Below are 25,322 nucleotides of genomic sequence, written 5' to 3'. Positions count from 1 at the left end.
GGGCCTGAATCACCTCTGATTTCCTAATCTTGGGGAGTGTTCGCTAGCGGTATAGTATAAGAGATGGTTGTTCCCTGGCCGGGTACACTTATAACGGTCAAGCCTGTTCCGTACATTTTGAGCAGCCGGCGCTGAATGTTCCGCAGGCCGATTCCTCCTTCGGTACGTTCTTCTGATAGCACAGCGGCAATTCGTTCCTGCGACATCCCAATCCCATCATCCGTTACAGCCACGAGCAGTTGACGGGGAAGCTCACGGATGGACAAGGTTACGGTTCCGCCGGATTCTTTTTGCATTAGGCCGTGGTTTACGGCATTCTCCACAATCGGCTGTATGCTGAGCGGCGGCACCAGCCCCATGATATCTTGCGGCACATCAAAAACGATGTTCAGGCGTTCGTCGAAGCGCGCTTTCTCCAGTGCCAGATAAGACCGGACCAGGTCCAGCTCATTTTGAATTAGCACGGTCTGACCGCGGTTGTGAAAGTCGAAGCTGCGGCGCAGATACTGGCTGAGCTCCAGCAGAAGCTCCGTTGCTGTCTCAGGATCATCAGGACACACCGAGATAATGGCATTCAAAGCATTGTACAGGAAGTGAGGCTTGATCTGAGCCTGCAAAAAAGCGATTTCCGTCTGCACTGAAGTACGGATGGATTTACGCATATCGAGCAGAGTACGGACACGCGCCCTGAATTCATGGAGATCTACTGGCGTACTGAGATAATCATTGGCACCGGCCTCAAAGGCCGCCCGGATATCCTCCGGATGATTGTTGGCTGTAAGCACCAGTATGGGCAGCTCCGAAAGGGCAAACCGTTCACGGATAGCCTTGCAGAAAACCACACCCGGCATTTCCGGCAAAACCCAATTGGTAATGACCAAGTCCAATTCGGAATAGTCCTGCATGTTCAAGAGTGCCTCAGGCCCGCTCTCCGCTATGACTACGGTATGACCCTCCAGATGTAATGCATTAGCCAGGACCTGCCGGTTCACTGGATCGTTCTCCACAATCAGAATGGAGCAGCATTCAACCCCCATGAACGGATCAGCTTGCTTCCCCTTCATCTCCACTGCCGACGCTGTCTCCCAGGCAATCAGCTCATGGAATTCCTGACCGGTAAAGGCTGTTTCCCCCTTCAAGACAGGCAGTGTAAGAGTAAACGCGGAGCCTTGTCCGGGTACCGACTGTGCTTCAATCCTTCCACCATTCAGCTCCACCAGTTTCTGGGTCAGGCCAAGGCCCAGACCGAATTCATGGTAGGTTTTTTTTGCAGCCCTCGCTGTCGGATCATAAGTTCCAAAGATGGTCCGCAGACGTTCAGGCGAAATTCCTTGACCGGTATCTGCTACGGTGACGGCAATATACTCTTCTTTAACCTCAGCAGAGAGTGTTATCACACCTTTATGGGTAAGATTCACAGCATTTTCCAATAAATTGTATAAAATCTGGGCTAGCCGCTGCTCATCGGTCTGAAGCGCCGGCAGCTGCTCCGGCAGTTCCAGCCTGAACGTCAATCCTTTTTTCGCGGATACAAGGCTGGTTACCTCCATGACAGAGGAGGCCACCATGCGTAAATCGACTGCCTGCCGCTTCAGAAACAATTCCCCGTTGTTCAGCTTGGCGAAGTCTGACATATCATTGATTAACGAAGTCAGCCGTTTCCCTGTTGAGATAATCATGGACAGTTGCCTTTCCTGCTGCGGGCTTAACGCTCCTCCGGCACCCTCAGTCAGGGTCAGGGCGATATTGACGATGCTCTGCAGCGGCTTACGCAGCTCATAAGAGGTGTCAGCCATGAATTCATCCTTCAGACCATCCAGTGTCACCAAACGGCGGGAGAGCTGTTCTACCTCAAGAAAAGAAGACTTATATTGGCGGGTCATCACAATCGCCTGGACGAACCCGAACAGGGCAATTTCGTAAGAAATTATAGAATAGCTGAGCGACAGAGAGCTTAAGCTGAGCAGATAATACACGATCAACACGCTGAGACTCTCGATGCTAACCATCATCAGGAACCTGTTTTTCGGGTTTTGCTTAGTGCCTTTGACCATGACAGCCAGCACAAAGCTGATGCTGATCGTCCCCCAGGTAAGCAGCATGGGCTCCATGAAGCTGAAATAATAAGCAGGCACCATTACCGCAATAATTATAAGCAGGGATGTAATCAGCTTGGAGGCGCTCATCACCGCCTGGGGCATTGGATAGTTAATAGAATGGCCCACATACCGGAGCAGATAGTAGTATACAAGTGAGGACGAGATAAGCTGCAGCTTTAACACCACTTCATAAGGCAGGCCGGGCAGGGCGGTTGCAATCAGCTTTTCTCCATGAGTCAGAGTGTACACAAACGCTGCCAGGCAGAACAAGCCCAGATATAGCGTAATTCCCCGCCCTTGCCGGACCCTGGAGAACATCAGCAGAAACACGGATAGGATTAAAAAGCCGAACAGTGTAGCGCCATCCGTAAAAAGTGCGAATTCCCTGTGCTTCAAAATCGAAACCTGGTCCCCTATGACAATCGGCTGGATAATTCCACCCGAAGAATAGCTATAATTCGACACCTGGACTATAATCTCCAGCTTCCCCCCTGTCACTGCAGCAAAACCCATATAAGGAATGTTATTCTGCCTTCCAGAGGAGACTGAGTCAGAAGGAATGCCGCTGCTTCCGATCTCCTGGCCGTTCAGAAATACCCTGCTGGCCGTACGGATATTACTGATTCTAACACCGTATACGACAGCCTCCCCTGGCTTAATCCAGGCTTGCATCCGGTAGGTAGCATAGCCTTTAGCGGTGCTTTTGCCGCTCTCAGAAATAGAAAGGTTCCATTTGTCCGGAACGCTGATCATTGTAGAAGCAACAGGCTGGTTAACAACCCCGGGCTGGAAGTCACCAGGGCCAAGCAGCAGATTACGGTAGAACTCCCACTCCCCGTTAAGTCTGACTACACCATCTGCTTCAAAGTTCCAATCCCGCAGATCCATAACCCCATGCCGCAATACCGGCTTATTCTGTGAATGTGTAACCAATTGAAAGACCGAGAGCAGCGGAAGGATAAGGACCAGCAGCAGGCTGCCCGTGATACTAAGCCAATATTTCTTCATCTTCTCCCCCCTTCCATTCCAGATTAGCAAATTATACCTTGGAACGCTTTGGTGTTAAAAGCAAAAATGCCGATTCCATTATATTTCGGAATCGGCAGATGACCTTTTTAGAATTGAGAACTTGAAATATTTTACTTCACCTCAGGTGCTGCGGCAGCCTGGGCTGTGCTCTCTTGCGTTCTGGAAAGAAAGATATTCAGAATAATGGCTGTCAGCGAGCCGGAGACAATCCCATTCTGGAGCAGCATTCTGGCGAACTCAGGAAGCTGGTCGAACATGGATGGCAGAACTGCCGATCCCAGGCCCACAGCAATACTGCACGCAGCAATCAAGAGATTCCCGTCCTTACGCAAGTCGACCTCGGAGAGGATGGACATCCCGGATGCGGCCACTGAACCAAACATAACAATCATAGCCCCGCCGAGCACCGCATTCGGCACGACGGTGGTCAATGCCGCCAGCTTCGGAAGCAGGCCAAGGACGACCATAATCCCGCCGGCTGCAAAAATAACATTTCGCGTCTTGACGCGGGTCAGGGACAGCAGGCCCACGTTCTGGGAAAATGCCGTATACGGGAAGGCATTGAACAGGCCGCCCAGCATGATGGCGAGGCCCTCGGAGCGCAGGCCGTTTACGACTTGCTTTTGCTCGACTTGCTGGTCTATGGCTTTGCCTACGGCGAAATACACGCCAGTCGATTCAACCATGGAGACGATGTTGACGATAATCATCGTAAAGATTGCGGTAATGCTGAATTCAGGCCAGCCGAAATAGAACGGGCGGGCAATGCTGACCCATGATGCGCTGCCCACGGTGGAGAAGTGAACAAGACCCATGGCATAGCCGATCACGGTTCCGGCCACGAGTCCGGCCAAGACAGATACCGATCGAAGGAAGCCTGTCGTGAACCGGTTCACTGCCAGAATTACCAGCAGTGTAATCAGGCCAAGCAGCAGATTACGGGGCGCCCCAAAATCAGCGCTGCCCTGACCACCCGCCACATTGTTCATAGCGACGGGAATCAGCGATAAGCCAATGATGGTTACCACGGAGCCGGTGACTACGGTCGGGAAGAACTTCAACAGCTTGCCGTATATCGGGGCTGCCAGAACGACGAACAGCCCTGAGATGATGATCGCTCCGTAGGCTGTTGCCAGGTTAGAACCGGACGCAATCGCAATGATCGGGCTTACCGCCGTAAAGGTACAGCCCAGCACCACCGGAAGCCCGCTCCCAAAATGCTTGCTGCTGATAATCTGGAGCAGTGTAGCCAGCCCGCAGGTGAAAAGATCCGCGGCGATCAGGTAAGCCATCTGTGTCCCGCTTAAATTCAGCGCCCCTCCAACAACAAGCGGCACAATGACAGCTCCGGCATACATCGCCAGCACATGCTGCAGTCCCAAGGCAAATATTTTCTGTTTGCTTAACATCCCGCACTCTCCTTCACCGTTTCTTCTGTATGGTTATTTATGAAATGAATTTCCCCAGGAGACATCGACGAGATTCTTGCCAAAGAATGAACAGCAATGCCCCGTTCTTCCAGCAGACTGCGCCCTTCCTGGAAGCTTTTTTCGATGACACAGCCCACACCCAGCAGCTCTGCTCCCGATGCGTTCACAATATCCGCCAGTCCCACAAGCGCCGCACCCGTAGCCAGAAAATCATCGACAATCAGTACCTTATCATCCGGACCCAGGTATTTCTGCGAAATGCTGATCCGGTAATCCTCATGCCTTGTGAAGGAATGGACCGGGGCCGAATAGACCTCCTCGGCCTGGGTAACGGCTTTCTTCTTCTTGGCATACACGAACGGAACCCCCAGTGCAATTCCTGTTGCCATGGCAAACTGGATGCCGCTGGCTTCAACGGTCAGCACCTTGGTAACCGGCTGGTGTCCAAAAATCCGCCCGAACTCCTCGCCAATCTGCAGCACCAGCTGCGTATCCACCTGATGATTCAGAAACGAGTCCACCTTAAGAACCGTATCCGACAAAATAACGCCTTCCTGCCTAATGCGTTCCTCTAATATTTTCATATTGCAGCCAACCTCTCCTTGTATAAAAAAAGACAGATCCCCTTGAGCGCTTCTCTCAAGTGAATCTGTCCTTCTGGGTTTTTGTCCCTTGGTGGTGTAACACATACATGTGTCCGCATCGCTTGGACCAGCTTCTTTTATGCCATGGCACAAAAAAACGGAACCCTAGATGCGCTATATCACTCATAGTCGGATAATTGCAGTGGTTATCCGGTAGAAACTTATGGGCCCTATTCCCAAGATTATATGAGTTGTTCTTATTTTTTTAAAAACCTTTGTATATCTTACACGGTCTGTACGTTCCGTACAAGTGGAATTTCAAGTATTTTCATGAATATTCCCGGTCTTTCATAGGAGTTTCATTTTTGTTCAAATATTGGGGCTACCGGCTAGCGCTTCCCGGCAGATCACCACTTAAATTAGCTGTAAAGCCAGCAGTTTATTGGTGATTTTCGCTGTCTTCCTTTCTTCCCCCCTCTATTAAAAGTATACTTAGCTTCTAGTGACAATTGACAATAACTGAACAAAGGCGGTCGACATGAAAATAAAACATCAGGTTTGGTTAGCGGCGATAATCCCGATACTGTTGTTTGGCAGTATGATAACTATATCTATCCTTTACCTGGAGGGGACGGCACAGATAACAGCCTCTACGCTTAGCGCGGCCGGGATTGTATTATCTATCTCCCTTGCCCTTGGCATACTCCAGAATATCACCCGTGGCTTGGACAACATGATGAAGCTCTCCGCAGATATGGCTCAGGGCACCTTCGACACCTCGGCACAGGCCGGCAAAGTCCAGGATGAGTTCGCACAGCTGGCAGTTTCCTTCCATGCGGTGGCTGTGGATCTGCAGTACAAAACAGCAGAAGAACGCAGGCTGAGGCTGATGGCTGAGGAACAGGCCTGGATCAATGACCAGGTCTCGGAAATGGCGCTGCTCCTTCAGGGCTCCGTGCAGATGCAGACAGCAGCGCGTATATTCATCAGCAGACTGGCAGAAGCGGTTCAGGGCAGCTATGGCGCCTTTTATCTGAAGCGGCAGGACAAGCTGGTATTTACTGCGGGATACGCTTTCGATGAGGCAGCATTCCTGCGTGAACCCTTCTCACTCGGGAGCGGGCTGGTGGGTCAATGCGCCCTGGATCAGAAAGTGATCCTGCTTCAGGATCTTCCGGAGCAATATATCAAGGTGCAATCGGGCTTGGGTGATACCCCGCCCTCTGTTCTGATCATAGTCCCCATCGCCTATGAGAACGAGGTTCTCGCGGTGGTTGAGCTGGCGGCGATGGGTAAATTCTCCGCGAAGGAGCGCCAGTTAATTGAACGGACCGGCCAGAACATGGGCATTCTGATCCATACTTTGGCTGGTGTGTCCAGAATCGAAGACCTGCTGGGCGAAACCCAGCTGCAGAAGGAGGAGCTGGAGGCACAAACCGAAGAACTGCTGGCTCAGACCCAGGAGCTGGAAGCGCAGACGGAGGAGCTCCGCATGCAAACCGAGGAGCTGCAGGATCAGCGGGAACAGCTGCACAAGCACGCAGAGAACCTCCTGAGCACCAATGAAGAACTGCAGCAGCAGATGGAGCTGACAGAGAAACAGAGAATAGAGATTCAGGAGCAGGCTGACGAACTGCTCGCCCAAACGAATGAACTGCTGGAACAGAAGGAAGAGTTGCTGTCACAGACGGAGGAGCTGAGGTCGCAGACGGAAGAGCTGGAAGTTCAGACGGAGGAACTCTCCAGCGCAAACGATCAGCTCCAGCATCAGATGCAGCTGACTGAGCAGCAGAAGGATGAGATCAAAATCCAGGCTGAAGAGATATTTATGGCCGCCCAGTACAAATCGGAATTCCTCGCCAATGTCTCTCATGAGCTGCGTACTCCGCTGAACTCCCTGCTTATCCTCTCCCAGATTCTAGCCGAGAACAAGGAAGGCAATTTGGGTACAAAGCAGCTGGAATATGTGCATACCATTTTCTCGGCAGGTAAGGATTTGCTTCTGCTGATCGACGAAATTCTGGATTTGGCCAAGCTTGAGGTGGGTAAAATGACCCCTGTGCTCGAGTCCGTATCGCTGGCTGATCTCAGCAGCCATCTGTACCGTCACTTCGAGCAGCAGGCTAAGAAGAAGGATATCCGCTTTGATGTGCACTGCGACAGCAGACTGCCGGAGCATCTCCTGACCGACGGCCACAGACTCCAGCAGATCCTGAATAATCTGCTGTCCAATGCCGTCAAATTCACACCGGAACACGGCTCTGTCTCTCTTTCTATCCGTACCCGCGGAGAAGATATTATCCTCTCTGTCAGCGATACGGGAATCGGCATTGCCGCTTCCAAGCTGGATCGTATATTTGAAGCCTTTCAGCAGGCTGACGGCACAACCAGCCGCAAATATGGCGGCACCGGACTTGGCCTGACGATCTGCCGTGAGCTCGCTTCCTTGCTGAATGGCCGGATCGAGGTGGAATCGGCCGAAGGCAAGGGCAGTACCTTCTCTCTGGTTATACCTGCGGTTGAGCCGGGAGAAGATGCACATCCCGCGCCTGCTGCATCCTTCGAGGCAGCGGCAGGCGGTGAAAGCAGCGGAACGGAGATTAGCGCAGTGCAGAATCCGGCCTTCCGCGAATCCTTTGTCCCCGACATTTCCATCTCTAATCCCAAGCTGCTGCAATACGCAGAGATGGAGGACGACCGCGATCATCTGCTGAGTGGAGATGCCCTGCTTCTCATCATTGAAGAGGATGCGGAATTCGCAGCAATTCTGCTACAGCTGGCCCGAAGCAGAGGCTTTAAAGCCATTGTATCCTTCAAGGGTGACCAAGGCCTGGCCTTGGCCCATGCTTACAAACCGGATGCCATCCTGCTGGATCTGCATCTGCCCGTTCTCGACGGGTGGTCGATTATCAGCCGTCTGAAGAGCCGCCCCGAGCTGCGCCATATTCCGGTGCATGTCATCTCCACTGCAGAACAGAATCAGCAGAGCCTAGCCATGGGGGCACTCTCGTTCTGGAAGAAGCCTAGCGATCAGAATGAACTGGAGTCAGCATTCCTGCAGATCGAAACCTATATCCGCCGCCCGGTCAAAAGCCTGCTGATTGTTGAGGATAACCAGTCCCTGCGAAGCAGTCTTGTGGAATTCATAGCGCATCCCGATGTGCGAATCGTCGCTGTAGGAACAGGCAGAGAAGCTATGGAGCAGCTGTCCAGTCATCATTTTGACTGCATGGTGCTTGATCTTGGCCTATCGGATATCTCCGGCTTTGACCTGCTCGAGCAGATCAAAACCAACCGCAAGCTGCAGACCCTCCCGGTCATCATTTATACAGGCAAGGATCTCAGTAAAAATGATGAACAGCGCCTCAAGCATTACGCGGAGAGCATCGTGATCAAAAATGTGCGTTCCATGGAACGCCTGTATGACGAAACCGCACTGTACCTGCACCGCAAGCATGCCGATCTGCCGCCCGACAAGCAGCTGCTGATAGAGAAGCTCCATAACCCGGAGGCGGCCTTTGCCGGCAAGAGCATTCTGCTCGTGGATGATGACATGCGTAATATTTTTGCACTATCGAGTGTTCTGGAAGGCTATAATATGGATATCCGCTTTGCCCAGAACGGCAGGGAGGCCTTGGAACATCTGGAGAGCCATCCTGATGTAGAGCTTATATTCATGGATATTATGATGCCGGAAATGGACGGGTACGAGACCATGCAGCGCATCCGCGCCATGCCGCAGTATGATCAAGTGGTCATTATTGCCCTGACCGCACGCGCACTGGAGGAAGACCGGATTAAATGCCTTCAGGCAGGCGCTTCGGACTATATTTCCAAACCGATTAATACCACTCAGCTAGTCACGGTGCTCAAGATTTGGTTAATAAAATAGAAAATACTTAGCAATTGTACACATTAGATTACTTTGCTCGCCGCGGGAGGAATTATGGAATACCCTGTTCATATTTTGATTGTGGACGACCGGCCGGAGGAATTCCTGTCCATACAGGCCCTGCTGGCCGGTTCGCCCTATCAGCTAATCCAAGCAAATTCCGGCATGGAGGCTCTGAAATACCTCCTGGAAAATGAATTCGCACTCATTATTATGGATGTGCTTATGCCCGACATGGATGGCTTCGAAACGGCAAAACGGATCAAGATGCGCCAGAAGTCACGGGACATCCCGATCATTTTCTTAACCGCTCTCACCTCTGAGCTGGAGAACCATATGATGGCCTATTCAGCGGGAGCGATTGACTACCTGACCAAACCGTATCATCCGCTTATTTTCAAGAGTAAAATAGACGGGTTTGTCCGCCTCTACGAAGCGAATAAGGAGCTGCAGATCAAATCGCAGGAGCTGGAGGCGGCAAATAGGGTTCTGACTGAGCTGAAGGAAACCGCTGAGGTGGCCCTCAGTATCAAAAGCGGTTTTCTGGCCATGATGAGCCATGAAATCCGTACACCCCTTAACGGCATTATTGCCATGTCGGATATGCTGAGAACCTCAGACCTGACCAAGGATGATCAGGAGATGGCCGAGATCATCCATACCAGCGGACATGCCCTGGTGTCTGTTATCAATCACATTCTGGATTTCACCAAAATCGAATCTGGTAAAATGGAGCTGGACTATGAGCTGTTCAACCTCCACTCCTGCCTTAAGGAAACCATAGACCTGTTCAGGGCGCTGGCCATGGAACGGCATCTGACTTTGGAATCGACTATCGATCCTGACGTACCAGCATTGCTCGTAGGTGATCCCAACCGTCTGCGCCAGGTGTTGAACAACCTGATCGGCAATGCCATCAAGTTCACCACTGTTGGAGGGGTCAAGATATATGTTCACCTCAAAAACTCCACCGGCACCATGCTTACGCTGGAGTTCATCGTTGAGGACACAGGGATTGGCATCCCTAATAATAAAATGGGGTATTTATTTCAGCCTTTCACTCAGATTGGCGCCACCATTAACCGTAAATTCGGCGGGACCGGACTTGGCCTCTCCATCTGCAAAATGCTGGTAGACCTTATGGGCGGCGAAATCTACGCCAGACCTGATGTCCCGCAAGGCGCCGTGTTTGTCTTCACGGTTCAGGTCAGCGAGGGTCGGCCAGACTGATGCCTTGTTCCAGAGTGACTGCCTGTACAGCAAAAACCGCAAGCTCCCTATCATGGGGCTTGCGGTTTTTGTTGTTGCCGTACTGACAGGCGGTAACCGCCTTACTCCGGGAGGCCACCGGCCGGGGCCGGATGAGCATCAATATATTTCAAAGCGTTATAGATCATCTCCGCAGCTTCGGCGCGGGTAATGCCGGCAGAAGGATGGAATTTGCCGGTACCGTCCAGACTGGCAATCTTCAGCGCCAGCGCGCGTTGAATGGAGCCGTCAAAACCGTTGGTGAATTCTGCCTGGTCTGCAATGTCTACCGGCATGATTTTGATCATCGGGAGATTACTATGCTTCTCGATCGTCAGGATCAGCTGATGGGTGAACTCCTCACGGGTCCAGTTCTTCTCAGGGTTGAGATCAGGAGATAAATCAATGTCGTTGTTAGCTGCAATAATAAGTGCATTTGCATACCAGGCATCGTTGTGGGCATGAGCGAAATAGTCAGTAGCCTGGGGCGCCTTCACGAAATTGAGCAGGTCAATATTCAAACCAAAAGCGTTAACGAACATCTGAATTCCCTGGGCGGCTGTAATTGTCGCATTCGGCATGAATTGCTTATCGTTTACGCCGTGGATCACGCCTCGCTGCTGCAATTCGGCGATTTTATCCTTGACCGGTGTGCTGGAGAGATCCTGGAACGTCGCGGCTGCGGCGAAGCTCTGTCCGGCAAAAGTCAAAGTCAGTACGGCTGCTGCCGATAATGTGATTTGCTTCAATGTATTTTTCTTCATTCGGGTCACCTCTTAGTTGGATTTACAAGCCTTACTTGCCCTCTTCTTCCTTCCAGACGGATCATCTGCTAAAAGGTTGCAGACGGTCCTTTTATTTTGCTGCAAACAGCACAAACGGGCCGCCTGCTGAATCTGCAGGCGGCCCGCGCGTAGGAGTTTTCTTTTACTCCACAACAGCTGTGTGGGCTTCTGTCTTCTTCTGGTTCAGTACATTGTCCTCCAGTACAGTGAACTTATCCCCATACTCCTTAATGATGTGCTGCTCTCCCCAGGCACATAAGGAATCAAGAATGGTGCTAAGCGTCCGCCCGTAATCGCTCAGCTCATACTCCACCTTCGGCGGCACCTGGTTGTAGCTGATGCGGTTGACTATGCCGTCCTGCTCCAGTTCTCTAAGCTGCTGGGTCAGCATCTTCTGTGTAATGTTCGGCATATGACGCTTCAAATCGCTGGTCCGCATTGTACCATGCGTCAGATGGCAGAGAATAACACACTTCCACTTCCCTCCGATCACCTCGAGTGTAGCTTCAACCGATATATTATATTTTTTGGCCATGATCAGCCCTCCTGAAATTTGTTAGCATTCCTTCACTGGACAGCTTCGTACTAGCTGGCTTCGGAAGCATTCTCTAAGTTTGGTCCATAGTTACTTTTTGGTACCTATATTACTTAAAAGTACGTACTACCCTTAATCGCTATAGTAATTCATAATAGCATTTACCGGCCGGTGATTACCATAGTAGGAGTGAATATCATGTCCCTGGATCGAAGAAGAAGCACTCTCGCGCTGCTGGCTCTAGCCATTAGCGCTTTCGCGATTGGAACAACCGAGTTTATCAGTGTCGGGCTGCTGCCCCTGATCGCTGATGACCTGCATATATCCGTGACGACAGCCGGATTAACCGTAACCCTGTACGCGCTGGGCGTAACCTTCGGTGCGCCGGTCCTGACCTCACTGACCACAGCCGTCTCCCGCAAAACCCTGCTGCTGGCGCTGATGCTGCTCTTCATTGCCGGGAACAGCCTGGCGGCCACTGCTGGCGGTATTACCGTCCTGCTGGTAGCCCGGGTCATTTCCGCGCTGTCGCACGGCCTGTTCATGTCCATCGCCTCTACGATCGCTGCGGATCTGGTGACCGAGGACCGCAGGGCAAGCGCCATCTCCATCATGTTCACCGGGCTTACGGTAGCGACCGTAACCGGAGTGCCGCTGGGCACATTCCTCGGGCAGCAGCTCGGCTGGCGTGCCGCTTTTGTCGCCATTGCCGCAGTCGGCATTGCCGCGCTGATCGCCAACCTGATTCTTATTCCTTCCGGACTGCGCAGGGGCACGAGAACCCCGCTGCGGGACCAGGTGAAGCTGGTGACGAACGGACGGCTGCTGCTGGCTTTTGCCATCACGGCTCTTGGCTACGGCGGCACCTTCGTCGTCTTCACCTATCTATCCCCTCTGCTGCATGAGATCAGCGGCTTTCAGGAACAGACGGTTGCCGTCATTCTCCTTGTCTACGGTATAGCCATTGCCATCGGCAATATCATAGGAGGAAAAGCGGCCAACCGCAAGCCAATGAACGCTTTGTTCTATATGTTTGCCTTTCAGGCAGTGGTTCTGCTGGTGCTTACCTTTACTGCTCCTTTTAAGGCTGCTGCCCTCATCACTATTTTCTTCATGGGACTGCTCGCCTTCATGAATGTGCCCGGGCTGCAGGTCTTTGTGGTGATGCTGGCCGACCGGTATGCCCCAAGCGCCCGGGATGTTGCTTCGGCCGTTAATATTGCCGCCTTCAATGCTGGCATCGCCATTGGGGCCTATCTTGGAGGCCTCGTCACAGATCATATCGGACTCATTCATACCGCATGGGTCGGGTCCCTCATGGTATTCGGCGCAGTCATTCTTACCGCTTGGAGCCGTGCTCTGGAGAGCAGGGATGAGCATAAGCTTCTGAACAAGGCAGCATGATTGCCTGAGTACCTGACTGCCACTGCCACTCACCTTAATTCGGCTTACACCCAATCAGCTCACCGTAGATTAGAGAGATCATCCGTACTCATACTATATCCATTCAGGAGGTTTTTTCATTATGGCACAGCATTTACAGGATACGGCCCGCTTGCACAGCGGAGTGAATATGCCCTGGCTCGGGCTGGGAGTTTTTCAAGTGGAGGAAGGGGCAGAACTGGTTCAGGCAGTGAAATCAGCCATTGCCCACGGCTATCGGAGCGTGGATACCGCTGCCGTCTATCAGAATGAGCGGGGCGTGGGTCAGGCTGTTGCCGAAGCTCTGGCTGAGAACAAGCTGGCCCGCGAAGACCTGTTCATCACATCAAAGGTGTGGAACGCCGATCTCGGGTATGAGGCCACACTTGCCGCCTACGAGGCCAGTCTGGAGAAGCTGGGGCTGGACTATCTCGATCTGTATCTGATTCATTGGCCGGTGAAGGGCAAATACAAGGAGGCCTGGAGAGCGCTCGAAACCTTGTATAAGACAGGACGGGTCAAAGCCATAGGGGTCAGCAACTTCCAGATTCATCATCTGGAGGATATTCTCAAGGATGCGGAGATCAAACCGATGGTCAATCAGGTGGAGCTGCATCCCTACTTGTCCCAGCAGGCGCTGCGCAGCTTCTGCAAGGAGCAGGGTATCCAGATTGAGGCCTGGTCACCCCTGATGCAGGGGCAATTGCTGGATCAGCCTGTGCTTGCGGAGATCGCCGCGGCTCACGGCAAGTCTGTAGCCCAGGTGATTCTGCGCTGGGATCTGCAGCACGGCATTGTTACCATTCCGAAATCCACCAAGGCGCACCGGATAACCGAGAATGCCTCCGTGTTCGATTTCGAATTGAGCACTGGAGACATGGACCGGATCGACCAGCTTAACCGCGATCACCGGATTGGCCCCGATCCAGACCATTTCGACTTTTAATTCAGGACCCGTCCGATGCACCAAGCCCTCCTTTCTCACCTGAAAGGAGGGCTTGGTGCGGTTTCCGGCCATGGTGCTTGGCGGCATCCCCAGAACCTCACGAAGGGAATTTACGCATTGCCAACGATAGAGATTAAGATCGGGAGCACGAGAAAGGACGCCAGGGTGGTCCAGAGAATGCAGCGCGACACCAGCGCAGGCGAGCTGCCGAAGCGTTCGGCCAACACCACGGAGTTAACCGCAACCGGCATGGAGGCAAGAATGAGCAGCACAGCGAACAGCGTTCCCGAAATGTTCAACAGGTACAGCAGCAGCGCGGCGGTCAGCGGGGCCAGCAACAGACGGACCGACAACCCTGTCCAGAACGCCAGCCGTACATTGCGCACAACATCCGCAGTCTGTACCCGGACCATCTGAGCCCCCAGTATGGCCAGCACCACCGGGGAGTACGCTCCGGCTACCATCGACACCCCCGAAGCAATCTCATGCGGCATTTGCAGGCCGAGCGTCCGCAGCAGAAGAGCCAGCATCGCCGCGTAGATCGCCGGCAGGGAGAATACAGAACGGACGGCATGGCGGATAGAAAACTGTGATCTTGCCGCAAAATACACCCCGATCGTGTTCACAATTACCATCTGGGCAATGACATAGACCGAAGCCTTGTCGAGCCCCATCTGGCCAAAGGCCAGCAGCACCAGCGGCAGGCCATAATTGACACTGTTCGTAAAGGTGGAAATCAGGGTCAGGCCGGCTGCCTCCGGCGCAGCCAGCTTCAGGACTCTGCCAATCAGACGGGCCAGCGCCCACAGCACCAGCAGATTCAGCAGCGAGAAGGCAAGCGTTTTGTACACATCATCGAAAGAAATCTTGGCTGTAGCGAGCGTATCCAGAATGATTGCGGGACTCAGGAAATACAGATACAGCATTAACAGCGGCTTGGTATCCAGGTTCTTGAACCGTCCAAGCAGCGCACCCGATACGACCGGGATGGATAACGGGACAATCACCTCGACCAGAGTGGACAACACCTGTTGAATCAATTGCGAGGACTCCTCTGCTAAAAAAGTTACTCTTACTATACCCCTCCCCGGCGGGTACCGTCTAAGACATGGAAGCAATATGCTTAATAGTAAAAGCCTATGAACGTCTTAACTTCCCAAAGGATACTATTGTGGTATGATTAGCATAAATCGTCATCACTACAGGAGGTTGACTGAAATGGACTTCACTGAGCCGGTCATTCTGACCAAAGGAACCCCCGGCGAACCTTGTCCCATCGCCAAAACGCTGGATGTCATCGGAACCAAATGGACATTCCTGATTATTCGTGATCTGCTGATTGGCGGCACCATGCGCTTCAGTGATCTGCTGCGTTCTCTGGAAGGGATCAGCCCGAAGACACTCGCGCTGCGGCTGCGTGAGCTGGAGAACCACGGCATTCTTATGCGCACTGTATATCCAGAGGTGCCCCCGCGCGTAGAATATACCCTGACGAAGAAGGGCGAACAGCTGGAAGGCATTTTTATTGAGCTGAAAAGATACGGCCTTGCCCTCTAAGAAGACTTTTTCCAAAAAAAAGTTTGCCCCGGCAGCTCAGCATCAGCACAATACTATCTTTAGGGTAACTGTATGTATAGAATGTAACTACTTCCCTAAAGGAAGTATAAGGAATATACTCTCCTCACAAGGCAGTTTCAATTCAGAGGAGGAATCATTAATGTTAACAGGACAGAAAATAGTTATTATCGGAGGCAGCTCAGGAATCGGTCTGGCGACGGCAAAGCTTGCTGCTGCAGAAGGTGCGGAGGTAGTTCTGGCCAGCCGCTCCGCAGAGAAGCTGGAGCAGGCCAAAGCAGCACTTGGACCTGACGCAAAAGCAATTACCTATACGCTGGATGTTACGGACGAGGATCAGGTACGCTCCTTATTCGCAGAGCTGGGAGCCTTCGACCATCTGGTGGTCACCGCAGCCGAAACCAAAGGGGGCCCGTTACTCACTACAGCCACCAGTGCTTCACGCCAGCTGATGGACAATAAGTTCTGGGGCCAATATTATGCCGCCAAATACGGTGCGCCGAATCTGAACCCCCATGGCTCCATTACTCTGTTCTCCGGCGTCGTTGCCTTCAAAGCCATGGCCGGGTCCTCCGTGCTCGGCGCAGTGAATGCAGCCGTAGCCAATCTGGGGCAGACCCTTGCGCTGGAGCTGGCCCCGCTGCGGGTGAACACCGTCTCGCCGGGCATCATCGATACCCCTTCCCGCGCAGGCATGGCGGAAGAGGCCCGCAGTGCTTTTTATAGCAGCACCGCAGCCAAGCTGCCTGTGCAGCGCGTAGGCACAGCCTCAGATGTTGCTGAAGGCGTCCTCTATCTGATACGTAACGGCTTCGTTACAGGCACGGTGCTTCATGTGGAAGGCGGCCACACCCTAATCTAAACCGGACTCCCCTGGCCAAACTAAAAAAATCCCTGCCCCCTAATCATACGGGAGGCAGGGATTTAACTTTCAGGAGCCTCAGCTTACAGCATTTTGATCTCCAGCAGTTCATATTTGATGATGCCCATTGGTGCGTTCACGCTGATGATGTCGCCTACTTTTTTGCCGAGCAGTTCTTTGCCCAGAGGGCTTTCGTACGAAATCTTGTTGTCCAGCACATCGGCTTCAGCCGGACCGACCACTCTATATTCGATCTTTTCGGAGTATTCCACATCATTCAGAATGACGATGCAGCCTACGCTGACTGTACTCAGATCCATGTTGCTGGAGTCTACAATCTGCGCTTTAATCAGCATTTTCTCTAGAATCATGATGCGGGTCTCCATGAAGGATTGATCTTCTTTGGCAGAGTGGTATTCACTATTCTCCTTGAGATCCCCGTAGCTTATGGCCAGCTTAAGCCGGGCCGCGAGCTCCTTGCGTCCTGCTCCCTTGAGCTCCTTGAGCTCTTCCTCCAGCTTAGCCAGACCTTCTTTCGTCAAAAACACTTCTTCATTCGACATGTATACAACTCCTATTTTTACTCGCTTTACTGTATTCTACCCCATAATCGGCCAACATGCGAAAAGAAAGCACTTTCGCAGCAAATTGCTGCATATCCATCCTAGTATAATTAACCAAAAGTGATTTACAATAATGATATTAAATCTCACACACAGTCAGGAGCACAAGAAGTCCATGTTTATGAATTCCCCCAAATTCCATCGCTTTACAAGTTGTCTGGCCGCTGCACTGATTCTGCTGTCGGTACCAAACCCGATTACAACGGCGGCAGCGAAGTCAATTGTCCCTTCCGTGGCCTCTCCAAGTTATGATGTCGTTGTCATTGGAAGTGAAATTCAAGGCGCACTGCTCGCCAAGGAAGCCGTCAAGGCCGGCCTGAAAGTGCTGATGCTTGATCCCCGCAGCAAACCGGGCGGTGAATTAATTCAAGGGCAAATGTTTTTTCTCGATGATGTGAACGACAACAAGCACAGAAGCCTCGTGCAAGGTGAGATCAAAAGTCTCCTCAATGGCTACAAGGCAGGAACCATTCTGAAGGCAGCCGATTTCAAAAAGTACTACAACAAAATTATGCAAGGCATTCCGTTGAAGAGCGGGGTGGTTCTGGACCATATCGACACGGAGGCAGCGGGCAGCGAAAAGACGCTGAGTACCCTGACCTATCACGTTAAGAACGAAGCTCCGATTACGATCAAGTCCCGGTACTGGGTAGAAAATACCGATTTCAGTGCCCTTAGCGGACGTCTGAAGGAAGCCAGGATTCCGGGAATGGAGACCATTGATCACGGGAAGAAGCCTGATTATATGGCTGCAACATATATGCTCAATTTCAAAAATGTGGATTGGAACCAGCTGCACCAGTCCATTCTTGATAGTTATCCGCTGACGAATGTACGCAACAAATATGGACCCAATACCTACGTAGATTTGCACTTCGCCACCGGGTTCAGCAAAATCACCAAAAGATACTCCACCAAGGACAAACAGCTTAGGTTGCGCGGGCTAAATGCCGCCTACCAAAAAAATGGCCAGGTCATCATCAATGGTCTGCTGATTTACGATGTAAATCCTTCTGACCCTAAATCGGTGGCAGCGGCGGTACAGAAGGGCAAAGCCGAAGCCCCTTCTATTCTGAATTTCCTGCGCATAAATATCCCCGGGTTCGCTAACGCTGAACTGAACGGGTTCCCGGAGTACCTCTACATCCGTGATTATAACCGCTATGAGACCAAATACGTGCTGGGTTACACGGACCTAATGTCCAGCCGGATGTTCTGGGACGATGTGAGCCTTGGCGGGTACCCCGTCGATTTGCAGGGGACCCGGAAGATTCCCATCGGCATCGGCTTTGGCAAGCCGGACCGTTACGGGTTGCCGCTGCGTGCCTTTGAACTGAAATCCTATGACAATGTGCTTGTAGCCGGGAAAAATGTCGGTGCCAGCATCAAAGCCTACGGCAGCGCAAGGGTCATGCCTACCACTGCACTGGCAGCCCAGACCATCGGTATCATTCTGGGACGGGAGCGCAGCAAACGGCTGACTGACCTGAACGCAGCAGATTTCCAGAGAATCCATTCATATCTGAAAAAGGATTATCAGATCAGCTTGCAGTAGACTGCTCTCCATTTATTCAGGTATAACTAAACCGCCCCGGCAGGTCTGTCAAGAACCTGCCGGGGCGGTTTGCTGTTGGATGGAGTCATCCTTTGGTTTCCTGCCGGTACACAGCGCTTAGCTGTTCGCCTCCTGCTCGACGGAAGCTACCTTCAGTACAGCAGCCTTCGGTTTGGCCGTTCCGGTTCGGAGCAGAAAGGTCAAGGGAATTGCGAGAATTCCGATCACGGTTGCGATGAGGAATACATCCCGTACGCCCAGCGTCATCCCCTGGGCTTTGATGAAGCCGGCCGCAGCTGAGGTTCCGCCGCTAAGCTCCTTCTGGTGCGTCAAGGCCCGCGAAGCCAGCAGCGAGCTGAAGACCGCGATGGACAGCGCCCCGGTGGCTTGACGTACCCAGTTGGTAACGGAAGAAGCATGCCCTGTGATCTGTTTCGGCACGGAAGACATTCCGGCATTCGTAACCGGCATGAAGGCCAGAGCAATCCCGACATTGCGCACCGCCATCAGCCAAGCCAGCTCAACATGGGTAGTGGCGAGTGTGATATGGCTGAGCTCCCAGGTTGAGGCAACCAGCAGCAGAATCCCGCCAAGAATCAGCCAGAATGGCCCGGTCTTGCTGTACAGCTTGCCGACAACCGGTGACATGACCGCCATGGCAATGGAACCCGGCAGCAGGACCAATGCTGTTGCGAGCGGAGTAGACTGCTGAATGTCCTGCAGAAAGACGGGAATCAGGAAGGTCCCGGAATACAGGGCAACGGTAATGATACAGTTGATCATCAGGCTGTAAGTGAACCGGTTTTGCCGGAATACCTTAAGGTTCAGCAGCGGTTCTGTCAAAGCGAGCTCTCTGCGGATGAAATAAGTTAGCGCTATAGCTCCGATAATCAGCAGGGTCAGAGTCTTCCAGGAGGTCCAGCCCCAGGCATTTCCTTTATTAAAAGCCAGGATAATGAACGCACTGCTAAGAATAACCGTTACAAAACCCGGCAGATCAAAGGTCTTTCTCTCACCAGCGGTTCGCTGAAACGGCAAGCACTTGAGCGCAACCATAATCGCAATTATCCCGATTGGCACATTGATCATAAATAGCGATTCCCAGCCAAAATATCCGGTCAGCCATCCTCCGAGTGTCGGGCCAAAGGCAGGTGCCAGCATGGAAGACAAGCTCCAGAGGCTCATTGCAAACGCCTGCTTTTCCTTTTCGATGAACTGATAGATCATGGTCATTGTAGTAGGAATAATCAGCCCGCCGAACACCCCCTGCAGAATACGGAAGGTTACGAGCGAGTGAATGCTCCAGGCCATCATGCACAGTCCGGAGAATAGGGTAAATCCCGACAAGGCGAACACATACAGATATTTGTAACTCCATTTATCACCGAAATAGCCCACCACTGGCGCGATCACACCCGTAGCAAGCAGATAACCTGTAATCATCCACTGCACGGTCCCGATCTCCGCATGAAAGTCCTTCATAAATACCGGAAACGCTACGTTAATGGTGGTAGTACTCAGGATCGCCATGAAATTCCCGAAAAAAATAGCTAAAATAATCAACCAAAAGGATGAATTACGAACAGTTTGAGTCTTCAATAGGTTCTCTCCTCCGTGAAGCACAATACACTAAAGTCTGGTTTTCCCGCCATATAGGTGTATGATACAATCAAATAGTTATATACGTGTATTATACAACTACATTCATGAAAGTCAATATGACTTATTTCATTCCTTTTCATAAATAGACGCGGCTTTTGCTTGTAGTCCGGTATGTTCACTATAATAATGGAGAAAAGTATTCCGTAAAGGAAGGAAGCTGCCGTATGGATGACAAAAACCTGGAGTCCCTTAACAATGAGCTGATGACACTTATCCGCCGTTCCTCTCTCGACAAGAAGCATGGGGGGCTGGACCGCTCGACATATACGCTGCTCTACCATTTGGCCCACCACAAGAAGGTAGGGGTAAAGGCACTGGCCGAAGAGTTCGGACTCGACACCTCCACGATCAGCAGGCAGACCAGTGTACTCGAAAGCAAAGGCTATGCCGTGCGGGTACCCGACCCGATGGACGGAAGATCGAGTTATTTTGAGATTACCCCACTTGGCACACGCAAGCTCGAGGAAGCACGGAACATCCGGCTGGAGCGGTATGGGGAGATCTTTGAAGACTGGTCTTCGGAGGACTGCCATACCTTCAGCGGGCTGCTGGCCAGACTGAATCAAAAATTGGCGCAGCGCAGCGCCGGGGCGAAAGGATTGACGGAAGAGGCCGAAGCTGGTAGATTAAATTAATCATACAATATAAGTCGGAATTAGAACGCAGAAAAATACCATATTGCCGAAGGGGCTGGTCTGCTTGAACTTTATTTTCTTTTCGCCTCATTTCCCGAGGAACAGCGCCGATTTCTGCAGCCACCTTCAGCAGCAGGGAGCCACGGTGCTTGGGATCGGTGATGCCGAGTATGATCAGCTGGAGGACAAGCTGAAGTCGGCATTGACCGAGTATTACAAGGTGGGCAGTCTGGAACATTATGACGATATTCTACGGGCTGTGGGTTATTTCACTCACCGGTACGGCAAAATCGACCGCTTCGAATCCCTGAATGAATATTGGCTGGAGCAGGATGCGGCGATCCGCACGGATTTTAATATTTACGGCACCAAGACTGACTTTGTCTACAACCTGAAGCAGAAATCGAAAATGAAAGAGTTTTTCCGCAAAAGCGGGGTAAGCACCGTGCAGTTCTCCACCGGAACCACCCGCGACAGTGTAGATGACTTCATCCGCGGCACTGGCTTTCCGCTTGTAGTGAAGCCGGACCTGGGCTCCGGGGCCAGCATGACCTATAAGATCAATAACGAAGCGGAGCTGCAGCAGTTTTTTGACACGAAGCCGGAAGATGTCGCCTTTATTATTGAAGAGTTCATTGACGGCGTGATTCTGACCTATGACGGGCTGGTGGATATCGACGGCAACGTGCGGTTCGCAGTCAGCCACCTGTTCGAGAACAGCGTGATGGATGTCGTCAATACGGACAATCACCTCTACTATTTCTGTCTGAAGGAGATCAGCCCCGAGGTTGAGCATGCGGGAAAAAACATCCTCCAGGCCTTTGATATCAGAGAGCGCTTCTTCCATATCGAATTGTTCAAGTCGAACAAGGATGGCCGGATCATTGCGCTTGAAGTGAATATGCGGCCTCCAGGAGCATGGATGACCGATGCGATTAACTTTTCATATGATGTGGATGTGTATGAAGAATGGGCGCGCATGATTGTTCACAATGAGGTAGGCGGACCGTATGAAGGCAAGTATTATACCGGTTATGCCAGCCGTAAGCGGCACAAGCCTTACGTTCACAGCCATGAGGACATTTACCGTGCGTTTGGCGACAAGATTGTCCATTACGCGGAGATAGAAGAAGTGTTCAGCCGGGCCATGGGGAACAGCGCTTATCAATTCCGTTCTGCGGATCTGGGGGAAGTCAGAGACATCGTGGGCTATATTCAACAAGTTGAAGAGGGATAGGATGTGTTGATGCATGAGGATAAGCTACCATAAAGAATACAGCAGGCACCTTCACAGAGATATGGAATATAAAGTGTACGGCCATGCGGGGAAACCGATGCTGGTCTTCCCGACTTCACTGGGGCGGTTCTATCAATATGAGGATTCCGGCATGATTCAGACTCTTTCGGAGTTCATCGATGCGGGTAAGCTGCAAATCTGGGCCTGCGACACCCTGGATGAGGAAACCTTCTTCTCGGGGGACTGGAACCATGAGGACAAGGTGCAGCGCCATGAGCAGTACGACAAATACATCACGCAGGAGCTGATCCCCCGGATCCTCCAGGCCAGCAAGGCAAGCAACGGCGGCAGCGACCAAAAGATCCTCGTCTCCGGCTGCTCCATGGGCGCGTACTACAGTGCCAGCTTCTTTTTCCGCCATCCTCACGTTTTCGATACACTAATCGCCCTCAGCGGCGTCTACTCCACCCATTACTTCTTTGGTGATTATATGAGCGAGACCGTCTACCTGAACTCGCCGCTGCATTACCTGCCAGGCCTGACCGATGAACATTACCTGAGCGCTTACCGGGCCAGCCGGATCATCCTCTGTGTCGGACAAGGCGCCTATGAGGACGAGATGCTTCATGAGACTCGCCTGCTCCAGGATCTGCTCCAGCACAAAGGTATTGCGGCACAGATTGATTATTGGGGGCAGGATGCTGATCATGACTGGCCTTGGTGGAACAAACAGATTCACTATTATGTAGGCGGGTGTCTGTAAGGCAACCGTATATGACAAATAGACCGTCCCCTCCGAAGGGGTGCGGTCTGTTGGTTCGTGATCTACCCGGCGGAGCTTATTGTCCATTCCGGCTTAAGCTGGCAGGTGCTCTTTGCAGAACAAGACCAAGGCTGCTTCCTCGTCCTCTTCCATATCAAAATCAAGAATCCGGCCGGTTGTGGTCTCCAGCAGGTCGTAGCTGACGATGCTGAGCTCTTCTTCCTCCACCTTCACGATGGCCCGTGCCGATAAGCCATTCTCTTCGTACAGCTCATCATCCTCCGGCACTTCCAGATTAATAACGAACTCGTACCGCTTGCCGCTTAAAATATTAAATGGATCTCTTACGTTCTCCACGGTGTAGCTTGTAAATGTCAACATTTCGCATTCCTCTTTTCATCAGTCATCTGGCTATTGTATCATACAAATGGCTCAGTCAACAAAATCAGAGGAGGTAAGATCTTCCTCAGTTATCTCGAATTAAACTCAATAAGCGCCTTAACAGGTGCTTTTTTTATGCCCATAAGTGACCTGCTGCGCGCCATTCTAAGGACCTGAATATAGGAACGTACGTTTGTGTTATGATACGCGGAAAAGAGCAGGGCGAGCCGAAGATGATTCGATAACCCGTGCCTAACTGGAATTGCAATATAACTGGCTTTTGAATTTTATATGTATAATTTTTCTAAAAATATCAAAAAAACGTAGACAAATAGTTTTATATAATATACCATATATTGGGGATGTAATTTGTAATATATAGGATTACAAACCAAATATAATATAAGGTGGCTATTAAATGTTTAAAAAGATTATCCCTCTTGTCATGCTGTTAGCTTTATTTTTCACTGCGGCACCTCAGCTTGTTTCTACTTCATACGGCGCTGGCGCTGACTCCGATTTTTCCAATACTATTGCTCCAAGTGGTATCATAAGCGTCGATTCACTGGTGAGTCCAGCTGCGTTAGCCGATCCTGCAAGTGCTAAAGCCAGAGAAGCTGAAGCTGCAACTGCTGCTGCACGCGGCACCTATCCAAATGGTCTTTCTATAGAGGGGGGAGATGTATTAATTACAAATAATACATCATCTGCTGGATTAACCGGTCATGCGGGTATTGTAACAGATGCCACTGGTAATATTGCATCTATAGCTGGTTACGGTTATCACCCTGCAATGCAATCACTCGCAACATGGTTCGGCAATAACCCAAACACTATTGTTATCCGTAATAGTAATACCTCTCTCGCTCATTCTGCTGGTTCTTGGGCTGCAAGTTATGTTTCTTTACATTCTAGCGCTAGTTATGGACTAGTTAATAATTTGCTTAACTTAAATGAAGTTTACTGCTCCAAGATCCCTTGGCTGGCTTATTATTCTTTTGGGTTAAATGTTGGCGGGAAATACACTGTTGGTTACGATATTACACTCCCATACGAATGGAAAGATTATGGTCAGTTTAATCAGTTTGGATTTTCTAAAGTTGCAACCTTCGGTAATTGGTAACGTCAATAGGTAAATGATAATTGTTAATACACGTAACCCCCCGATTTGGTCTAAGACCAGGACGGGGGGTTACGTGTATTCTTAAGGTTATCGATTTCTCTTTTATGTTATTTAATTACTAAATGTTTCGTCCATATGTTTTCCATGTATATTAGAAGTTTCAATTAACTTTAGTTTTCCATTATTAAGCTCATAAGTATAATTCACATTAGGTTCATCTTTGAAATTAACTGTAGCTTGATACTTCTTATTCTTAAATGAATACACTCCTTCAATTTTCATTATATCGTCAGATGTATACGATCTTTGATTTAAAAGTGATGTTTGTACTTCTTTCGCAATATCACTTTTCTTTTGAGGATATCCATTAAAAGATAAATAAACATAACCAATTACTAAAATCAACAAAACAGCACCAATAACTAAAATGATACCTTTTCTGTTCAATCTTATCCGCCTCCATTTGTCCTATAAAATACAAAAAACTTTACCTCTTTTGTAAGTTGTTTCTAGATATTATTATACAACATTCAGCCTTAGTAGTGAGAATAAAACCATTGCATAATTTTCACAATCATTTGATTATCTAAATTTATCTTGAATTTCGAAAGTGATCTCCTATAAAAAACAAAAAAGGGCTCAAATCTTTGGTAGAAATGTGTTCGCGAAAACATAATCACCCAAGAGAGGAGCACCTTTAAGGTGAAGTCTACCACACCTATCCATAAAACATCGGAGGGAGCAAGCTCTTCATCAATTATCTCGAAAAAATTATACTGATTCAGGTGCTGCTAACCCTATCCGGGGGCAAAGCCCACAATACGCTCTTAGACTTCTAGCATTTAATATGGAAATTCAGATGCCCGTTCTCCTAGGGTGGGGGAATCTGTATGCAGACAAGTCATTGTTGAATATTCCCCCTGGTAATATTTCCTG

General features: G+C 50.8%; 21 protein-coding genes and 1 riboswitch. Of the genes, 11 read left to right on the top strand and 10 right to left on the bottom strand.

The genetic code is table 11. The annotated features are described in order from the left end of the window. Positions 1 to 23: 23 nt before the first annotated feature. From A3849_RS03990 to A3849_RS03980, 3 genes are all read right to left on the bottom strand, one after another. Positions 24 to 3,107: an ATP-binding protein gene (locus A3849_RS03990; RefSeq protein WP_074110268.1), complete on the bottom strand. Its 3,084-nt coding sequence runs from the start codon at positions 3,105 to 3,107 to the stop codon at positions 24 to 26. A gap of 131 nt (positions 3,108 to 3,238) precedes the next feature. After that, the gene (locus A3849_RS03985; protein WP_074110267.1) at positions 3,239 to 4,537 is read right to left on the bottom strand and encodes a nucleobase:cation symporter-2 family protein; all 1,299 of its coding nucleotides are present in this window, start codon (positions 4,535 to 4,537) and stop codon (positions 3,239 to 3,241) included. Then, complete coding sequence (locus A3849_RS03980; RefSeq protein WP_074110266.1) at positions 4,531 to 5,142, bottom strand: xanthine phosphoribosyltransferase; 612 nt, start codon at positions 5,140 to 5,142, stop codon at positions 4,531 to 4,533. Before A3849_RS03980 ends, A3849_RS03985 begins: the two co-directional genes overlap by 7 nt. Positions 5,143 to 5,308: 166 nt before the next feature. Then, positions 5,309 to 5,412, bottom strand: a riboswitch (purine riboswitch). Between the two features lie 268 nt (positions 5,413 to 5,680). Between A3849_RS03980 and A3849_RS03975 the strand changes: the two genes are divergently transcribed. Both A3849_RS03975 and A3849_RS03970 read left to right on the top strand, forming a co-directional pair. After that, the gene (locus tag A3849_RS03975; protein WP_074110265.1) at positions 5,681 to 9,034 is read left to right on the top strand and encodes a response regulator; all 3,354 of its coding nucleotides are present in this window, start codon (positions 5,681 to 5,683) and stop codon (positions 9,032 to 9,034) included. A gap of 54 nt (positions 9,035 to 9,088) precedes the next feature. After that, positions 9,089 to 10,264: an ATP-binding response regulator gene (locus A3849_RS03970; protein ID WP_074110264.1), complete on the top strand. Its 1,176-nt coding sequence runs from the start codon at positions 9,089 to 9,091 to the stop codon at positions 10,262 to 10,264. A gap of 101 nt (positions 10,265 to 10,365) precedes the next feature. Here the strand turns inward: A3849_RS03970 and A3849_RS03965 are convergent, their stop codons facing one another. Together A3849_RS03965 and A3849_RS03960 are read right to left on the bottom strand one after the other, a co-directional pair. After that, positions 10,366 to 11,046 (bottom strand): S-layer homology domain-containing protein, encoded by a 681-nt coding sequence (locus A3849_RS03965; protein WP_074110263.1) that lies wholly within the window; start codon positions 11,044 to 11,046, stop codon positions 10,366 to 10,368. A gap of 163 nt (positions 11,047 to 11,209) precedes the next feature. Next, on the bottom strand, positions 11,210 to 11,602 hold the full coding sequence (locus A3849_RS03960) for a winged helix-turn-helix transcriptional regulator (RefSeq protein ID WP_074110262.1): 393 nt from the start codon (positions 11,600 to 11,602) through the stop codon (positions 11,210 to 11,212). Between the two features lie 198 nt (positions 11,603 to 11,800). On the opposite strand from A3849_RS03960, the gene A3849_RS03955 reads away from it, so the two are divergent. Then, positions 11,801 to 13,006 carry an MFS transporter gene (locus A3849_RS03955; protein WP_074110261.1) on the top strand — a complete coding sequence of 402 codons (1,206 nt, stop codon included), beginning with the start codon at positions 11,801 to 11,803 and terminating at the stop codon, positions 13,004 to 13,006. A gap of 121 nt (positions 13,007 to 13,127) precedes the next feature. Further along, positions 13,128 to 13,970, top strand: coding sequence for an aldo/keto reductase (locus tag A3849_RS03950; protein ID WP_074110260.1), 843 nt, complete (start codon positions 13,128 to 13,130; stop codon positions 13,968 to 13,970). Between the two features lie 110 nt (positions 13,971 to 14,080). On the opposite strand, the gene A3849_RS03945 is transcribed toward A3849_RS03950, so the two are convergent. Beyond that, the gene (locus A3849_RS03945; protein ID WP_074110259.1) at positions 14,081 to 15,010 is read right to left on the bottom strand and encodes an AEC family transporter; all 930 of its coding nucleotides are present in this window, start codon (positions 15,008 to 15,010) and stop codon (positions 14,081 to 14,083) included. Positions 15,011 to 15,188: 178 nt separating this feature from the next. Here A3849_RS03945 and A3849_RS03940 point away from each other — a divergent pair, with 178 nt between their 5' ends. Then, positions 15,189 to 15,527, top strand: a complete 339-nt coding sequence (locus A3849_RS03940; RefSeq protein WP_074088395.1) for a winged helix-turn-helix transcriptional regulator — start codon at positions 15,189 to 15,191, stop codon at positions 15,525 to 15,527. Positions 15,528 to 15,687: 160 nt separating this feature from the next. After that, positions 15,688 to 16,407, top strand: coding sequence for an SDR family oxidoreductase (locus A3849_RS03935; RefSeq protein ID WP_074110258.1), 720 nt, complete (start codon positions 15,688 to 15,690; stop codon positions 16,405 to 16,407). An 83-nt stretch (positions 16,408 to 16,490) separates the two neighbouring features. Here A3849_RS03935 and greA read toward each other — a convergent pair whose 3' ends face one another. Continuing rightward, complete coding sequence (gene greA, locus A3849_RS03930; protein WP_074088393.1) at positions 16,491 to 16,970, bottom strand: transcription elongation factor GreA; 480 nt, start codon at positions 16,968 to 16,970, stop codon at positions 16,491 to 16,493. 175 nt (positions 16,971 to 17,145) lie between these two features. Here greA and A3849_RS03925 point away from each other — a divergent pair, with 175 nt between their 5' ends. Next, positions 17,146 to 18,585, top strand: a complete 1,440-nt coding sequence (locus A3849_RS03925; RefSeq protein WP_074110257.1) for an FAD-dependent oxidoreductase — start codon at positions 17,146 to 17,148, stop codon at positions 18,583 to 18,585. Positions 18,586 to 18,702: 117 nt separating this feature from the next. On the opposite strand, the gene A3849_RS03920 is transcribed toward A3849_RS03925, so the two are convergent. Then, positions 18,703 to 20,184, bottom strand: coding sequence for an MDR family MFS transporter (locus A3849_RS03920; RefSeq protein ID WP_074110256.1), 1,482 nt, complete (start codon positions 20,182 to 20,184; stop codon positions 18,703 to 18,705). Positions 20,185 to 20,411: 227 nt separating this feature from the next. On the opposite strand from A3849_RS03920, the gene A3849_RS03915 reads away from it, so the two are divergent. The 3 genes from A3849_RS03915 to A3849_RS03905 all read left to right on the top strand — a co-directional run bounded on the left by A3849_RS03915 (position 20,412) and on the right by A3849_RS03905 (position 22,882). Beyond that, a complete protein-coding gene (locus A3849_RS03915) occupies positions 20,412 to 20,882 on the top strand; it encodes a MarR family winged helix-turn-helix transcriptional regulator (protein ID WP_074110255.1) in 471 nt (156 codons plus the stop codon). Positions 20,883 to 20,946: 64 nt separating this feature from the next. Then, entirely contained in the window at positions 20,947 to 22,119 is a 1,173-nt protein-coding gene (locus tag A3849_RS03910) for an ATP-grasp domain-containing protein (protein WP_074110254.1), read from the top strand. Between the two features lie 13 nt (positions 22,120 to 22,132). Beyond that, complete coding sequence (locus A3849_RS03905) at positions 22,133 to 22,882, top strand: esterase family protein (protein ID WP_074110253.1); 750 nt, start codon at positions 22,133 to 22,135, stop codon at positions 22,880 to 22,882. A 93-nt stretch (positions 22,883 to 22,975) separates the two neighbouring features. Here the strand turns inward: A3849_RS03905 and A3849_RS03900 are convergent, their stop codons facing one another. After that, positions 22,976 to 23,263 (bottom strand): DUF6509 family protein, encoded by a 288-nt coding sequence (locus A3849_RS03900; protein WP_074110252.1) that lies wholly within the window; start codon positions 23,261 to 23,263, stop codon positions 22,976 to 22,978. Positions 23,264 to 23,681: 418 nt separating this feature from the next. Here A3849_RS03900 and A3849_RS03895 point away from each other — a divergent pair, with 418 nt between their 5' ends. Continuing rightward, positions 23,682 to 24,386, top strand: a complete 705-nt coding sequence (locus tag A3849_RS03895; protein ID WP_074110251.1) for a hypothetical protein — start codon at positions 23,682 to 23,684, stop codon at positions 24,384 to 24,386. A 111-nt stretch (positions 24,387 to 24,497) separates the two neighbouring features. On the opposite strand, the gene A3849_RS03890 is transcribed toward A3849_RS03895, so the two are convergent. Next, complete coding sequence (locus A3849_RS03890; protein ID WP_074110250.1) at positions 24,498 to 24,833, bottom strand: DUF3139 domain-containing protein; 336 nt, start codon at positions 24,831 to 24,833, stop codon at positions 24,498 to 24,500. Positions 24,834 to 25,322: the final 489 nt, after the last annotated feature.

The organism is Paenibacillus sp. P46E, from assembly GCF_001909095.1.
GTDB classification, from domain to species: Bacteria; Bacillota; Bacilli; order Paenibacillales; family Paenibacillaceae; genus Paenibacillus_AQ; species Paenibacillus_AQ helianthi.
Note: the sequence above shows the minus strand (reverse complement) of the source record. Positions and strands in the feature narration are given on the sequence as shown.